This window comes from Burkholderia sp. Bp8986, assembly GCF_003854225.1.
GTDB lineage: Bacteria > Pseudomonadota > Gammaproteobacteria > Burkholderiales > Burkholderiaceae > Burkholderia.
The window spans coordinates 26,784-42,166 of record NZ_QTQM01000003.1; the positions used below are offsets into that span (position 1 = coordinate 26,784).

13 protein-coding genes and 1 pseudogene are annotated in these 15,383 nt (G+C 65.2%); 9 read left to right on the forward strand and 5 right to left on the reverse strand.

Going from position 1 to position 15,383, the window contains the following annotated elements; all coding sequences use genetic code 11:
• Positions 1-33: 33 nt before the first annotated feature.
• From DID99_RS03980 to DID99_RS03995, 4 genes are all read left to right on the forward strand, one after another.
• A complete protein-coding gene (locus DID99_RS03980) occupies positions 34-1,434 on the forward strand; it encodes a cytochrome ubiquinol oxidase subunit I (RefSeq protein WP_044848141.1) in 1,401 nt (466 codons plus the stop codon).
• 3 nt (positions 1,435-1,437) lie between these two features.
• Positions 1,438-2,445 carry a cytochrome d ubiquinol oxidase subunit II gene (gene cydB / locus DID99_RS03985; RefSeq protein ID WP_124572132.1) on the forward strand — a complete coding sequence of 336 codons (1,008 nt, stop codon included), beginning with the start codon at positions 1,438-1,440 and terminating at the stop codon, positions 2,443-2,445.
• A 182-nt stretch (positions 2,446-2,627) separates the two neighbouring features.
• Entirely contained in the window at positions 2,628-3,548 is a 921-nt protein-coding gene (locus DID99_RS03990; RefSeq protein WP_124666113.1) for a bestrophin family protein, read from the forward strand.
• A gap of 51 nt (positions 3,549-3,599) precedes the next feature.
• On the forward strand, positions 3,600-3,986 hold the full coding sequence (locus DID99_RS03995; protein WP_124572133.1) for a VOC family protein: 387 nt from the start codon (positions 3,600-3,602) through the stop codon (positions 3,984-3,986).
• Positions 3,987-4,045: 59 nt separating this feature from the next.
• On the opposite strand, the gene DID99_RS04000 is transcribed toward DID99_RS03995, so the two are convergent.
• Positions 4,046-4,399: a DUF1493 family protein gene (locus tag DID99_RS04000; protein WP_124666114.1), complete on the reverse strand. Its 354-nt coding sequence runs from the start codon at positions 4,397-4,399 to the stop codon at positions 4,046-4,048.
• A 98-nt stretch (positions 4,400-4,497) separates the two neighbouring features.
• Here DID99_RS04000 and DID99_RS04005 point away from each other — a divergent pair, with 98 nt between their 5' ends.
• Positions 4,498-4,911, forward strand: coding sequence for a VOC family protein (locus tag DID99_RS04005; RefSeq protein WP_124666115.1), 414 nt, complete (start codon positions 4,498-4,500; stop codon positions 4,909-4,911).
• A gap of 114 nt (positions 4,912-5,025) precedes the next feature.
• On the opposite strand, the gene trpS is transcribed toward DID99_RS04005, so the two are convergent.
• Together trpS and DID99_RS37125 are read right to left on the reverse strand one after the other, a co-directional pair.
• Positions 5,026-6,039 (reverse strand): tryptophan--tRNA ligase, encoded by a 1,014-nt coding sequence (trpS, locus tag DID99_RS04010; protein WP_124666116.1) that lies wholly within the window; start codon positions 6,037-6,039, stop codon positions 5,026-5,028.
• 210 nt (positions 6,040-6,249) lie between these two features.
• Positions 6,250-6,405, reverse strand: coding sequence for a hypothetical protein (locus DID99_RS37125; RefSeq protein WP_185715783.1), 156 nt, complete (start codon positions 6,403-6,405; stop codon positions 6,250-6,252).
• Between the two features lie 535 nt (positions 6,406-6,940).
• Between DID99_RS37125 and DID99_RS04015 the strand changes: the two genes are divergently transcribed.
• The 4 genes and pseudogenes from DID99_RS04015 to DID99_RS04030 form a co-directional block, all read left to right on the forward strand.
• Positions 6,941-8,479 carry a DUF6396 domain-containing protein gene (locus DID99_RS04015; RefSeq protein WP_124666117.1) on the forward strand — a complete coding sequence of 513 codons (1,539 nt, stop codon included), beginning with the start codon at positions 6,941-6,943 and terminating at the stop codon, positions 8,477-8,479.
• 11 nt (positions 8,480-8,490) lie between these two features.
• The gene (locus tag DID99_RS04020; protein WP_124666118.1) at positions 8,491-8,790 is read left to right on the forward strand and encodes a hypothetical protein; all 300 of its coding nucleotides are present in this window, start codon (positions 8,491-8,493) and stop codon (positions 8,788-8,790) included.
• Positions 8,787-9,290: a pentapeptide repeat-containing protein gene (locus DID99_RS04025; protein WP_124666119.1), complete on the forward strand. Its 504-nt coding sequence runs from the start codon at positions 8,787-8,789 to the stop codon at positions 9,288-9,290. The genes DID99_RS04020 and DID99_RS04025 overlap by 4 nt, the downstream gene beginning before the upstream one ends.
• 102 nt (positions 9,291-9,392) lie before the next feature.
• Positions 9,393-9,623, forward strand: a pseudogene (locus tag DID99_RS04030) (cytosine permease); the annotation flags it as partial.
• Positions 9,624-9,776: 153 nt separating this feature from the next.
• Here DID99_RS04030 and DID99_RS04035 read toward each other — a convergent pair.
• Both DID99_RS04035 and DID99_RS04040 read right to left on the reverse strand, forming a co-directional pair.
• Entirely contained in the window at positions 9,777-12,056 is a 2,280-nt protein-coding gene (locus DID99_RS04035) for an FdhF/YdeP family oxidoreductase (protein WP_124666120.1), read from the reverse strand.
• A 124-nt stretch (positions 12,057-12,180) separates the two neighbouring features.
• Positions 12,181-15,012, reverse strand: coding sequence for an ATP-dependent Clp protease ATP-binding subunit (locus DID99_RS04040; RefSeq protein ID WP_124666121.1), 2,832 nt, complete (start codon positions 15,010-15,012; stop codon positions 12,181-12,183).
• Between the last annotated feature and the right edge of the window lie 371 nt (positions 15,013-15,383).

Here is a 15,383-nt window from a genome sequence, read left to right on the forward strand (position 1 = left end):
TGACGTCCTCACAACCACGAGCAAATTACGGTCATGGAAATCTTCGATGCGTTCCATCTCGCCCGATTGCAATTCGCGTTCACGGTGTCGTTCCACATCGTGTTTCCGGCGATCAGCATCGGCATGGCGAGCTTCCTGGCGGTGCTGGAATGGCGCTATCTCGTCACCGGCGACGCCGCCTACAAATCCATGTTCCAGTTCTGGTCGAAGATCTTCGCGATCGGCTTCGGGATGGGCGTCGTCTCCGGCGTCGTGATGGCCTACGAGTTCGGCACGAACTGGGCGGGCTTCTCGCGCGTCGCGGGCAACATCACCGGCCCGCTGCTCACGTACGAAGTCCTGACGGCCTTCTTCCTCGAGGCCGGCTTCCTCGGCGTGATGCTGTTCGGCTGGCAGCGCGTCAGCCCGCGCGCGCACTTCTTCGCGACGCTGATGGTCGCGGTCGGCACGCTGATCTCGACGTTCTGGATCCTCGCGTCGAACAGCTTCATGCAGACGCCGCAGGGCTACAAGATCGAGAACGGCCTCGTCGTGCCGGTCGACTGGTTCAAGATCATCTTCAACCCGTCGTTCCCGTATCGCCTCGTGCACATGACGATCGCCGCCTTCATCGTCGCGGGCTTCATCGTCGCCGCGTGCGGCGCGTGGCACCTGCTGAAGGGGCGCCGCGACGAGCCGGTCAAGCGCAGCTTCTCGATGGCGCTGTGGATGCTGCTGCTGCTCGCGCCGATCCAGATCGTCGTCGGCGACGCGCACGGGCTGAACACGCGCGAATACCAGCCGGCGAAGATCGCGGCGATCGAAGGGCTGTGGGAAACCGAGAAGGGCGGCACCGCGCTGAACCTCGTCGGCCTGCCCGACATGCAGGCCGAGACGACGCGCTATGCGATCCAGGTGCCGCACCTCGGCAGCCTGATCCTCACGCACAGCTGGAGCGGCGAGATTCGCGGGCTGAAGGAATTCCCGGCGCAGGACCGTCCGTATTCGCCGATCGTGTTCTGGACCTTCCGGATCATGGCCGGCCTCGGGATGCTGATGCTGCTCACCGCGCTGCTCGGCCTGCTGCTGAGAAAGGGCGGACGCCTGTATGAAACGCGCTGGTTCCAGTGGTTCGTCGTGTGCATGGGGCCGTCGGGCATCGTCGCGCTGCTGGCCGGCTGGATCACGACCGAGGTCGGGCGGCAGCCGTGGACCGTCTACGGCGTGCTGCGCACCGTCGATTCGGTCGCGCCGCTCAGCGCGCAGCAGGTCGGCGTGTCGCTGCTGATCTTCGTGGTCGTGTATTTCCTGGTGTTCGGAACGGGTATCTACTACATGCTGAACCTGATGAAGCGCGGACCGGCTGCCCACGCCGGATACATCGAGCTGCACCGGCATCCGGGGCTGCGCAAGAGCGCGCTGTCCACGCCGCTGAACGTCACCGAAGCGGAGTAAGCCATGCAGATCGATCTTCCTGTCGTGTGGGCCGCGATCATCGGCCTCGGCGTGTTCATCTACGTGATGCTGGACGGCTTCGACCTCGGCATCGGCCTGCTGTTTCCGTTCTTCGACGCCAAGGTCGAACGCGAAGTCATGCTGAATACCGTCGCGCCGGTGTGGGACGGCAACGAGACCTTTCTGGTGCTTGGCGGCGCGGGCCTGTACGGCGCATTCCCGGTCGTCTACTCGACGCTGTTGCCGGCGAACTACCTGCCGCTGATCCTGATGGTGGTCGGGCTGATCTTCCGCGGCGCGGCGTTCGAGTTGCGCGCGAAGGCGAACCGCACGCAACACCTGTGGGATCTCGCGTTCATCGGCGGCTCCGCGCTGGCCGCGTTCTGCCAGGGCGTCACGCTCGGTTCGCTGCTGCAGGGCATCCGGATCGTGAACAACCAGTTCGCGGGCGGGCCGTTCGACTGGCTGTCGCCGTTCAGCCTGTTCTGCGGGATCGGCGTGCTCGTCACCTATGCGACGCTCGGCTGCGGCTGGCTGATCCTGAAGGTCGACGGCGAACTGCAGCGCAAGATGCGCGTGCTGATGAAGCCGCTCGCGGGCGTGCTGCTCGCCGTGATGGGCGTGGTCAGCCTGTGGACCGTGATCGGGCTGCCGGCCGTCGCGCACCGCTGGTTCGGCAGCGGCTACCTCGGCTGGTTCCTGCCGGTGCCGGTCCTCGTCGTCGCATGCGTGTGGGGCATCTTCCATACGCTGAAGCGCCGGCACGAGGCAACGCCGTTCCTGCTGACGCTCGCGCTCGTGTTCCTCGGCTATACCGGGCTCGTGATCAGCATCTGGCCGAACATCGTGCCGCCGTCGCTGACGATCTGGGATGCGTCGTCGAGCCATTCGAGCCAGCTGTTCGCGCTCGTCGGCACCGTGATCGTGCTGCCGATCATCCTCGTGTACAACGCGATGCAGTACCGCGTGTTCCGCGGCAAGGTGCGCGAGGGCGACGCCGGCTATCACTGACCGGCGCGGCCGGTGACGGCGCGCGGCGTGCGGCGTGCGCGGGCGTATCATCTCGCGCAGCCGCCGTGCGGCTCGTCACCCGGCCCGGTATCGATCGGACAGCGGCCCGCCACGCGCGGGCCGTCGCACATCGGGCGGCGGCGCGCCGCATTGCGTATTCCCTTGGCAGTCGAGACAACACCATGATCGTCAGACCACGACAAAACTGGCTCAGGATGCTGTTCGTGTGGAACGGCTCCGTGCTGCAGTCGATCATTCCGCAACTCGTGTTCATGGCGGTCGTCAGCACGCTGGCGGTCTTCACGAACGGGCGCATCTTCGGCGAGAAGATTCCGCTGAACACCGCGCCGTTCACGCTGTTCGGGCTCGCGCTCGCGATCTTTCTCGCGTTTCGCAACAACGCGAGCTTCGAGCGCTTCAAGGAGGCGCGGCTTCTGTGGGGCAACCTGCTGATCGCCGCGCGCACCGTCACGTCGCAACTGCGGCGCTACCTGCCCGACAGCGTCGGCGACGCGGAGCGCAACCGGCTCGCCGATCTGCTGATCGCGTTCACGTATGCGCTGAAGCATCAGCTGCGTCATACCGATCCGGCGCAAGACCTGCAGCGCGTCCTCGGCGCCGAGCGCGCCGCCGCGTTCGCGCACAAGTGCTACCAGCCCGTCGCGATTCTCGACGAACTGCGCGGCGGGATCGTCCGCGCGCTGGGCCGCGCGCCCGGCAGCGATGCGACGTGCTGGATGTTCGATGCGCAGCTGGTCGAACTCGGCAAGGCGGTGGGCGGCTGCGAGCGGATCCTGACGACGCCGATTCCGTTCTCGTACAGCGTGCTGCTGCATCGCACCGTCTATGCTTATTGCGTGCTGCTGCCGTTCGGCCTCGTCGATTCGACGGAGTTTTTCACGCCGCTGATTTGCGTGTTCATTTCGTACACGCTGATCGCGCTCGAAGCGATCGCGAACGAGGTCGCGGAGCCGTTCGGCCTCGCGCCGAACGCGCTCGCGCTCGATGCGATGGCGCGCACGATCGAACGGTCGGTGCTCGAGCTGGGCGATCGCGCGATGCCGGAGGAATTCGTGCCGGCATCGACGTATCAGATCACGTGAGCGGCACGGCGACGACGCGCGCGACGGCACGCGTGATTCGGAGAACATCACATGCGCATCTACGTGACGAGCATCTTTGTCGACGATCAGGACAAGGCACTCGCGTTCTATACCGACACCCTCGGCTTCCGGTTGAAGAACAACGTGCCGGTGGGCGAGTACCGCTGGCTGACGGTCGTGTCGAGGGACCAGCCTGACGGCACCGAGCTGATGCTCGAGCCGAGCCATCATCGCGCGGTCGGGCCTTTTCGTCAGGCGCTCTACGAGGACGGCATTCCGGCGGCGTCGTTCCAGGTCGACGATCTCGACGCGGAGTTCGCGCGGCTCGACGCGCTCGGCGTGCGCTTCACGCTGGCGCCGATGGACGCGGGGCCCGTGCGGGTCGCGGTGCTCGACGATACGTGCGGCAACCTCGTGCAGCTGATGCAGATGAAGTGACGCGTGGCGGGCGCGGTGTTCGACGTGCCGATCAAAGCGTCGGTGACGCTGCGTGAGCATCAGTTCCTGATCGCATCGGCGTCCCACGCACCCAGCGCTATAGCTTTGCCCAGCATGCAGACGGTCAACGCGTCTCGATCGAACGTATGGGGCTTCCTGAGAATGAACTTGCGAACCAGGTGATACAGGAGCCCTTCACCCTCCATCAGGAAGTAACGCCCGAAATCGTAGTCGCCACGATCCACACCGAATCGGGCGAAGAAGCGCTCCATGAAGATGTCCGCGTCGTCTCCGGTTTGTCCGAGATCGTCGGCGATCGAGGTCTCCGCGGTAATCCGCTGTTTGCTCGATACTGCCGCCTCCTCGCGAACGAATGCTTCCAGTGCTTCCCAAATGTGGCGGTCGTCCGTCATGGAATCCTGTCCTCCGGTTTTGCGATCCGGTTGTACCGCTAGCCGGTTCGAAGTGACATGTTTGTGTAGACTCGTACTCGTTCAACGGAGCCAATCCCATGCAACTTCTCGACCACGTGTCCATCGGCGTTCCTGATATCGACCAGGCGCGCCCGTTCTATGACGGCGTCATGGCCGCACTTGGCGCGGCCAAGGTTTACGACCGGCCCGCCGCACTCGGTTACGGCGAACGCTGCAATGCAAACGACACCACCTCGACTTTCCTGGCCGTTTATCTCGATCCCGCCGAAGTCGGAACGAGCAAGCGGCACTGGTGCTTCAAGGCCGCTTCTCGCGAGCAGGTACATGCATTTTTCGAGGCAGGGCTCTGCGCGGGCGGCCAGTCCGACGGCGATCCCGGATTGAGGCCGCATTATCACGCCGACTACTACGCGGCGTTTCTCGTCGACCCTGCCGGCAACCGGATCGAGGCCGTGTGCCACGTAGCGCCGTCGGCGCACGAGCGGTCGTGACGGTGCTTGCGGGCGACTGACCGCGGCTTCGCGGCGTGCCGGTGGACATCGGGGTAAGCGCGGCGCCGGCATCGCGCCACGCCACGCCGCCCGGCCGCGTTTGCCGCGCACGGCTCAATCGAAATACGTGAGCCCCATCGCGCCTTTCACCTCGGCCAGCGTCGCGCCGGCCACCTCGCGCGCATGCATCGTGCCGCGCTTCAGGATCCCCATTACCTCCGCCTTGTCCGCCTCGAATTCGCGGCGGCGCGCACGGATCGGCTCGATCAGCGCCTGCAGCCGCTCGTTCAGCACGCGCTTGACGACGCTGTCGCCGAGGCCGCCGCGGCGATAGTGCGCCTTCAGTTCGTCGACCTTCTGCACGTCGGGCTCGAACGCGTCGAGGAATGTGAACACGACGTTGCCTTCGACCTGGCCGGGATCGCTCACGCGCAGGTGGTTCGGATCCGTGTACATGTCCTTCACGGCCTGCGTGATCTCGTCCGGCGTCGAGCCGAGCGTGATCGCGTTGCCGAGCGACTTGCTCATCTTCGCCTTGCCGTCGATGCCCGGCAGCCGCGTGACCGCCGACAGCACGGCCTCGCATTCCACCAGCACCGGCTTGTCGACCGTCGCGTTGAAGCGGCGCACGAGTTCGTTGGTCTGTTCGATCATCGGCAGCTGGTCGTCGCCGACCGGCACGTGCGTCGCCTTGAACGCGGTGATGTCGGCGGCCTGGCTGACGGGATAGGTCAGGAAGCCGGCCGGGATGTCGCGCTCGAAACCGCGCAGGCGGATCTCTTCCTTGATGGTCGGATTGCGCTCGAGGCGCGCGACCGTGACGAGGTTGAGCAGGTATTGCGACAGCTCGGCGAGCTCGGGCACCTGCGACTGGACGACGATCGTCGAGATCGCCGGGTCGATGCCGACGGCCAGGTAGTCGAGCGCGACCTCGATCACGTTTTCGGTGACGCGCTGGCGACGGCCCATGTTGTCGGTCAGCGCCTGCGTGTCGGCGAGCAGCAGGAACTGCGTCGCGTCGTGCTGCATCTGCACGCGCGCGCGCAGCGAGCCGATGTAGTGGCCGAGATGCAGCGGGCCGGTCGTGCGGTCGCCGGTGAGGATGGTCGGTCGGGTCGGGTGCGTCATGGTGTGGATTGGCTCCGGGTTATCGAAGCCACCAGCCATGATTCGGGCGCAGAAACGACAATGCCGCCATGGCTGGCGGCATCACGTTCGGGACATGCAAAAGGAAACGGGCCGCCTGGGTCAGGCGCGCCACCAGCGATGCACGTTCGGCGAGGCGGGTTTGGTTTCCATTACGCGAGTATAGCGTAGTGCGGGGATGGGCGTGCTGCGTCAGCGTATGACCGACTCCATCGCGAGGTAGGCGGTTTCGGCCGACGGCCACAGCAGGTACAGCAGGCCGGCCATCAACAGCAGCGCGCCGGCGCGTACCAGCGGCGTGCGGTCGATCTCGCCCAGGATGCGGATGTGCTGCTTCAGTTTCTTCATGCTTGCAGGCGCAACGTGCGCTACTCCAACGGTTGCTGCAACGGGTCGGGTGGGGCCGACGCCGGAGTGTTGCGGGGTTCGACGGGGGGCTGAGCCGGTGGCTCGGCGCGGCAAGGGATCGCGTGCGGGAGATCGAAAAGGGGAACGATCAGGTGCGCCGGATGCGTCATCGCCTGGTGATGCGCATCCTACCAGTTCGACGGCGTGCGCATAGTCAAGAATTGTGGGGTAGGGACAGGTTAAAGGGACGCAACGTAAAATCAGCGGCATATGAACGGAGATGCTGTCCCGACTGCGGGCCATTGCCGATGGCCCAAGAAATTGCCGGATGAGGGCCTTGTCACCAGGCCGTTTGTGCCGTTCCATACTGCGCACGTGACTGTGCATTCATTTCTTGTCGTGCAAGGTATTCGATATCGTGCGAATTCGATTGCGTCTGATTACCGCGGACCGTGGCCGGTTGATCCGATTGGCTTCCGTTCTTCTGATCGTTGGATGTGCCGCCTGTTCAAGGAACGATTCGCTTCCTCGCAACATGTCGCTGACTGCGTTCAATCCGCACCGCGAAGCGTTCGAATGCAAGCATGAAGCCGACGTTGTTCCTCGGATCGATCCAGAGGCAGATCGTTGGAATACGCGAGCGATCGCGCTCACCAGTTCGTTGCTGTGGCCGGATCAGCGCGACTATAGGGGGGCCGTCGAGTTATGGGCGAAGGCCGCCGAGCGCAAACACTGGAAGGCGATGCTGAATCTGGCGAATGCGTACGCTCGCGGCGAAGGCGTGGATGGTGATTCCGAACATGCTGTTCAAATCGCTGAACAGGCGATGAAACTCGGCATTCCGGCGGCCTACGATCTGATGGGCACGTATTACATGGACGGGATGGGGGTGAAGCAGGATGCGAGCAGAGCCTATGCATTCTGGCAACTGGCTGCGGATATGGGTAGCCCGAGTGCGATGGCATATCTGGGGGGCAAAATGGACGCGCTCTATGACGACCCGAAGGCAGGCTTTTGGGGCAATCGCAAGATTGCTCTCCAGATGCTGGAATGCGGCGTCGCACAGGGAAACGGGCGTGCAGCATATGAACTTGGGACGACGATCGTAGGTGATCGCGCAGAATTGGGCGAGAACAATGAACGCGCACTCAAGACCTTGCATGCCGGTGTGAAATTCGGGAGCGCCGAGAGTGCCGGATGGTTGAGCGCTTCGTTTGGCAAGGGTGATCCGTTGGTCGGCCATGTCAAGGACGAGGCACGCGCCGAACGCTACGGAATTCTCGCCGACCGCCTCGAGCGCGATCCCGACCTTCGCCTGCCGAACCTCGACAAGATGGTGCCGCTGCCGCCATCCAAATTGCCCAAGTGGGACGGCAACAAGGAGACGCTGATCAATGCGGCGAAGGCCGTGATGTCGGCACCGGCGTCACCTTCCAAACCCGCCGCTCATCCGGTCTCACTACGTACCGGTCGCGCGCATGTACCCGATGGCTATACGTTGCCGGAGAAGCCGCCTGTCACCGTACCTCCGCAGGCTGAAACCACCGCTGCACCGGTGGGCGGTTATTGGCTCGCACAGCTCAAGTATCCGACTGCCGAACGTCATTTCGCCTGGAATCTGGCGCAGGTGCCGATGCACTACAGCAAGGACGAACTATTCGATCGCAGTCGTCCCGGTCTTGTTCTGGAAGATGGACGTATCTTCTTTCATTACGTCGGCGATGCGATTCCGGTGGCAGTACAACAACCGGTATCGGAACCCCGCGTGGCGCAGGGCATCGCGCGCACCGCGCATTTTCCCGATCCGCTGATCCAGTGTCGAGGCACACGCGCGTGCCCGGTGACGGGTATATGGCAGGCCAGTGTGACGGATGACCATCCTCGAGCCGCGACGTTCAATCAGTGGTACCGCCAGGCCTATGTCGCCCAGGGTGATTCGTTCCCTGATCCGCAGGACATGCATCTGGATGTATCGCCGGCGGACGTGACCTGGACGTGGTGGAACGAGGCCAATCGCCTCGGATTCGCGAAACTGCCGGAAGTCAGTGTAGGCAACGCGTCCGGTGACGCTTGACGGAGCGAAGAATGCGCAAGTCGACAATGGCCGCGATCGTAGTGGCCGGCGGCCTGATACTGGTTGCCTGGGCTGTCATCGCATCCTTGGGGGCGGTGTCCCAGATCAGTGGAGGCAGCTACGGTTCGCATGACGTGAGCGATTTTGCGATCGAGAATTTCCTCTTCCTCGGCTCGCTGATTGCGTTGGGCGGCCTTGTCGCCTGGTTCGCCAGCCGCGACTCGGCGGCGTCCGACGCCGATGACGAACAGACGGCCGGCAACGGCGAAGGCGAATCGTCTGCTCAGGCGCATCGAGACGCAGACTCATGAGCAGTTCTGAAATCATCTACAAGCACGACCTGTGGCGCAAGGGTGCCGGTGGAATGCCGGCAGGACTCTCAGGTCAGACGGATAGTTCGGCCTATGCCGGCCTGGATCTGGGTCTTGCGCAATTCTCCGGCAGCAGCTTCAGCGGCAGCCGGTTCAGCGGCACGTCATTCCGGCAGGCCGGCTGGACAGGCTGCCGGTTCTCTGCTTGTACGTTTGCCAGTTGCGATTTTTCGGGGATTGCAATTTCCGGATGCACGTTCGTCGATTGCTCCTTCGATGAGGCCGCCTTTCAGGGCAGTACGTTCAATAGCGTGAAATTTCTCGGATGCAAGTGGAACGGCGTTCGGTTCGACGACAACACGTGGCATTCGGTGCAGGTGCTGGACTGCACGGGAAGCACGGTCGAAGCCCATGGACTCAAGGGGCTGGACGTGGATTTCACGGGTAGCTATTTCGAGCATCTGGCATTCGAAGACACGGAAATCAACGGCGGGCATTGAGTCGAGCGCCTGTTCATTCACGGTTTGCCTTGCGGCGACCGTGAATGGGTGGACGCCATGTAAAGTGTTTCGTGTTGCTCAGCCTTCGACGCGGACCCTGAATTCAATCCGCAGGCGCTGCTCGCGTATGCGATCGGGATCGTCGTGCAGATCCCGTTCATGAACACGCCGATGTATGCGGGCCCGATTCCCGCGCATCTCGGCGGCGCCGACCTGTCCTGGCTCGTCGGGCTCGCGCTGACGTCGCCGCTGTACTACTGGCTCGCGACGCGCGACAGCGCGTACCGTCGCCGGCAGACGGGCGCGCGTCTGCCGCCGTCGCCGGCGCGGTAAGGCGCGTGCCGTTCGCCACGTGAAAACGAAGCGGCCACCGCATCGGAGGCGATGCAGCGGCCGGGAGAGCGGGGAGGCGGGGCGGCAGGCAGGTTCTCGGCGTCACGGCATGTCGCATGCGTGCCGTACGTCGCGAACCCGCCCGCCCGCGGATCACACGACCGCGGAACGCGCGACCCGCACCGGCACCGACTTGTACGACGGCGTGCCGCTTTCCTTGTCGATGTAGTCGAGCGGCACGAGCACGTTCGCTTCCGGGTAATACGCGCCGACCGAGCCCGGCGCGATGTCGTACTCGATCGCGGTGATCTTCTCGAGGCGCAGCGTGCGGCCCGAGGCGGTGATCGTCTCGATGTCGACGAGGTCGCCGTGTTCGAGCCCGTACTTCGCGAGATCGGCCGCGTTCATGAACAGCACGTCGCGCCGCCCGAACACGCCGCGATAGCGGTCGTCGAGCCCGTAGATCGTCGTGTTGTACTGGTCGTGGCTGCGCAGCGTGATCAGCCGCAGCACCTGTTCGGCGCCGAGCACGTCCGCGTCTTCCTTCACGCCCGTGTAGACCGAGAACATCGCCTTGCCGGTCGGCGTGGGCCACACGCGCTCGGTGGGCGGCAGCGGCAGGCGGAAGCCGCCTGGCGTGCGGATCCGCTCGTTGAACGCCTCGAAGCCGGGCACCGTCTTGTCGATCAGGTCGCGGATGCGGTCGTAGTCGGCGATCAGGTCGAGCCACGCGACCTTGCTGTTCGGCAGCGTCGCATGCGCGATCCCCGCGACGATCGCGGGCTCCGAGCGCAACGCGTCGGACGCCGGCTTGAGCTTGCCGGCCGACGCGTGGACCATCGACATCGAATCCTCGACGGTGATCGATTGCCGGCCGTTCGCCTGCATGTCGAGCTCGGTGCGGCCGAGCACGGGCAGGATGTAGGTTTCCTTCGCAACCAGCAGATGCGAGCGGTTCAGCTTCGTGCCGAGATGCACGCTGAGATCGAGCTTCGCCATCGCGGGGAACGACAGCTCGGGATCGGGCAGCGCGACCGCGAAGTTGCCGCCGAGGCACAGCAGCGCCTTGGCCTGGCCGTCGACCATCGCCTGCATGGCCTGCACGGCGTCGTGCCCGTGATGCGCGGGCGGCTTGAAGCCGCACACGTCCTCGATCTTCTGCAGGAACTCGGCCGACGGCTTCTCGGTGATGCCGACCGTGCGGTTGCCCTGCACGTTCGAGTGGCCGCGCAGCGGGCACACGCCCGCGCCGGGCTTGCCGAAGTTGCCGCGCATCAGCAGCAGGTCGGCGATCAGCCGCACGGTCGCGGTGCCCTTGTTGTGCTGCGTGACGCCCATCCCGTACGTGACGATCGTCGCGTTCGATTTCGCATAGGCGAGCGCGACCTGCTCGAGCTGCGCCTGGCTCAGGCCGCTCGCGCGCTCGATGTCGTCCCACGACGTGGCCTGCAGGTCGGTGGAGAACGCGTCGAAGCCGCTGGTGTGCTGCGCGATGAAGTCGCGGTCGAGCACGTCGCCGCGCTCGGCCTCGAGCTGCAGCAGCGCCTTCATGATGCCCTTCAGAGCGGCCGCGTCGCCGCCCGCGTCGACCTGGTAGTACGTCGACGCGATGCGCGTCGAACCGAACGACGCCATCTCGATCATGTCCTGCGGATCGGCGAAGCGTTCGAGCGCGCGCTCGCGCAACGGGTTGAACACGATGATCGGCACGTTGCGGCGCGAGCACTCGTGCAGCGTGCCCATCATCCGCGGATGGTTCGTACCGGGGTTGTGGCCGATCGAGATGATCAGCTCGCAGTGGTCGAAATCCTCCAGCGAAACGGTGCCCTTGCCGATCCCGATCGACTGCGGCAGGCCGACGCTGGTCGGTTCGTGGCACATATTCGAGCAGTCAGGGAAGTTGTTGGTGCCGAGCTCGCGCGCGAACAGCTGATACAGGTACGCGGCTTCGTTCGACGCGCGCCCCGACGTATAGAACTCGACCTGCTCGGGCGGCAGCGCACGCAGCACCTCGCCGATGCGCGCGAACGCGTCGTCCCATTCGACCGCGCGGAACGTGTCGGTCGCGCGATCGTAGACGAGCGGATGCGTGAGCCGGCCCATGTTCTCCAGCTCGTAGTCGGACATCCGCAGCAGCGACGACACGGTGTTCGCCGCGAAGAACTCGGGCGTCACGCGCTTGGTCGTGGCCTCCCACGTGACGGCCTTCGCGCCATTCTCGCAGAACTGGAACGTCGACTTGTGTTCCTTGTCGGGCCACGCGCAGCCGGGACAGTCGAAACCGTCGGGCTGGTTGGTCCGCATCAGCACGATCGGCGCCTCGATGGTTTCCATCTGCGTGCGCACGGCCTCGGCTGTCGCGCGAAGCGCGCCCCAACCGCCGGCGGGCCCATCGTACTTCCTGATGCCTGGCACTTCGCGTCGATTTGTCATGTGAATCTCCATGAGCCGGGCCCGCTGCGGGGTGGCTCGGGTTGCGCCGCGTCGCGGCGTGGGGCGGCGCCGTCCGGCGGACGGCGCCGGTCATGCGGGCCCAGGCATCCGGGCCCGCGTGGTATCAGTGCGCGTCCTTCTTCGCACCGGACGACTTCTTGCCGGATGCCTTCGCGACGGGCGGTGGCGTATCGGCCTTTGCTTCGTCATCCTTTTCATTGGCCGATGCCTTCGTGGCCTTGCCGTTCGGCCTGGCCTTGCCGTCGGCGTCCTGCTTCGCGTCCTTCGCATCAGGCGGCGCCAGCTTGTTGAACTTCACTTCGTCGCTGGCCTTGTCGTAGTCGACCTCGACGCGATCGCCGGACGTAAGCTTGTCCGCCAGGATCTCCTTCGCGAGCTTCGTCTCGATGATCTGCCGCACCTGGCGTTTCAGTTCGCGCGCGCCAAACTCCGGCTGGTAACCGGCTTCGGTCAGGTGTTCGACGAGCGAGTCGCCCATCACGAGCGTGATGTCCTGCGCGGCGGCGGTGCGCACCACGCGGTCGAGCTGGATCTGCACGATCGAGCGGATGTTCTCCTTCGACAGCGCATGGAACACGATTACCTCGTCGATCCGGTTCAGGAACTCGGGGCGGAAATGGCCCTTCAGCACCTGCATCAGCTGCTCGCGGATCGCCTTGTCGGTCTTGCGCGCGGCTTCCGGCTGCGTGAGGTTGTCCATGATGATCGCGGCGCCGAGGTTGCTCGTCGCGATGATGATCGTGTTGCTGAAGTCGACCACGCGGCCCTTGCCGTCGGTCAGCCGGCCGTCGTCGAACACCTGCAGCAGCACGTTGTAGACGTCCGGATGGGCCTTCTCGATCTCGTCGAGCAGGATCACGCTGTACGGGCGGCGCCGCACGCGCTCGGTGAGCTGGCCGCCTTCGTCGTAGCCGACGTAGCCGGGCGGCGCGCCGATCAGCCGCGCGACCGCGTGCCGCTCCATGTACTCGGACATGTCGATGCGGATGATCGCCTGCTCGTCGCCGAACACGGTCTCGGCGAGCGCCTTCGCGAGCTCGGTCTTGCCGACGCCGGTCGGCCCGAGGAACAGGAACGTCGCGATCGGCCGGTGCGTCTGGCCGAGCCCGGCGCGCGATAGCCGCACCGCGTCGCTGACGGCGACCACCGCGTCGTTCTGGCCGACCACGCGCTCGCGCAACTGCTCTTCCATCTTCAGCAGTTTCTGGCGCTCTTCCTGCGTGAGCTCGGACACCGGGATGCCGGTCAGCCGCGACACGACCTCGGCGACCGATTCGACGGTCACCTCGAGCGTCTCGGAACCGGTCTTGCGCTGCCACGCTTCCATCTTTTCGTCGAGCGACTTCTGCTTCTCGTTGATCTGTTCTTCGAACTGCTTCGCTTCGTCGAAGCGCTTGCGCGACGTCGCGTAGTCCTGCTCGCGCTTCAGCTGCGCGATCTGCGCTTCGCCTTCCTGGATGTCGACGGGGCGCGAGGTCGCGCCGATCCGCACGCGCGCGGCGGCCTGGTCGATCAGGTCGATCGCCTTGTCGGGCAGGAAGCGCGCGGTGATGTAGCGGTCGGCGAACTCGGCGGCCGCGACGAACGCGTCGTCGGCGAACGTCACCTGATGGTGTGCCTCGAGGCTGTCGCGCAGCCCGCGCAGGATCACGATCGTCTGCTCGACGCTCGGCTCCGGCACGAACACCGGCTGGAAGCGCCGCTCCAGCGCCGCGTCCTTCTCGATGTGCTTCTGGTATTCGTTCAGCGTGGTCGCGCCGATCAGGCTCAGCTCGCCGCGCGCGAGCGCCGGCTTCAGCACGTTCGCGATGTCGAGCCCGCCTTCGCCGCCGCCCTGGCCCGCGCCGACGATCGTATGCAGCTCGTCGATGAACAAAATCAGTTCGTCATGCTTGGCGGTCACTTCGTCGATCAGCTGCTTCGCGCGCTCCTCGAATTCGCCGCGATACTTTGCGCCGGCGACCATCGAGTTGATGTTGACTTCGACGAGCCGCTTGCCGCGCAGCACTTCGGGCACGTCGCCGTTCACGATCCGCTGCGCGAGGCCTTCGACGATCGCGGTCTTGCCGACGCCCGGCTCGCCGATCAGCACCGGGTTGTTCTTCTTGCGGCGCGCGAGCACCTCGATCGTGCTTTCGATTTCCTGCGCGCGGCCGAGCACCGGGTCGAGCTTGCCCTGGCGCGCGATCGCGGTGAGGTCGCGGCCGAACTTGTCGAGGTTCGGCGTGCCGGTCGGCGCATCGACTCGGCCGTCTTCCGCACCCTTGCCGACGACCTTCACGACCTTCTGGCGCAGCGCCTCGGGCGTCACGCCGTATTTCTTCAGCAGCGTGCCGGCGATGCTGTCCGGCACCGACGCGAGACCGATCAGCAGGTGCTCGGGGCCGATGTACGAGTGACCGAGGTCGCGCGACGCCTGGAACGCGTACTGCACGGCCTTCTTCACGCGCGGCGAGATCGACAGCTTGTCGAGCGACGCATCGGGGGAGGCCGTGCCGGTGTGCGCGTGCTCGTCGATGTACGACTTGATGTCCTGCGGCGACAGCTTCAGTTCCTTCAGCAGCGCGGCGCACACGTCGGTGTCCGCGAGCGCGTACAGCAGGTGTTCGGTGTCGAGTTCGCTGCGGCGCAGCTCGTGCGCCTTCTCGGCCGCGCGCTGCAGCAGTTCGAGCGTCTGCTCGCTGAACGCGTCGGTCGGGTCGACCGACTCGCGCGGAATCTCCGCGGCAAGCGGCGACGTGTCGCTGGACTCGCCGAACAGCGACGACGCGCCGCCGCCCAGCAGCGAGTCGAACGGGTTCAGCATGCTCTGATGCCGCATCAGCTGACGGAAGTGGTAGTCGCAGATCGAGATCGTCTTGCGCTCGCCGTCCTGCATCACGGTGGCGCGCGCGACGGCCGGCCGGGCGTGACAGATGTCGCAAAGTGCGGGCATGGTGGTCTGGCTCCTGTCAATGAACGTGAATCGAAAGGGAAGTCCCAACGCGCGAGGGCGCCGGGGCGTGCCTGCCGCACGACGCGACCGGCGGCGCGCGCGCCATGCCGGCGCCCTTGCGCCACACGCGCAGGCATGGCGACCTGCCGTGCTCGACGCCGGCAATACCGTTGCTTCGCGGCGCCTGCGCCATCACTTCGACTGCGTTCAAAATAGCGAATCGGCCCGGGGCCTCCAAGACACAGTTCCGCATCGGCCCGGCCGGGAATTGCACCCTCACAAGCGTGCGAGCATGAGACGCAAGGAGTACAGACGAGCGCGCATGCGGGTGCGGCGCGCGGGCTGCGCAAACGTGGCGGCGTGCGACGCGC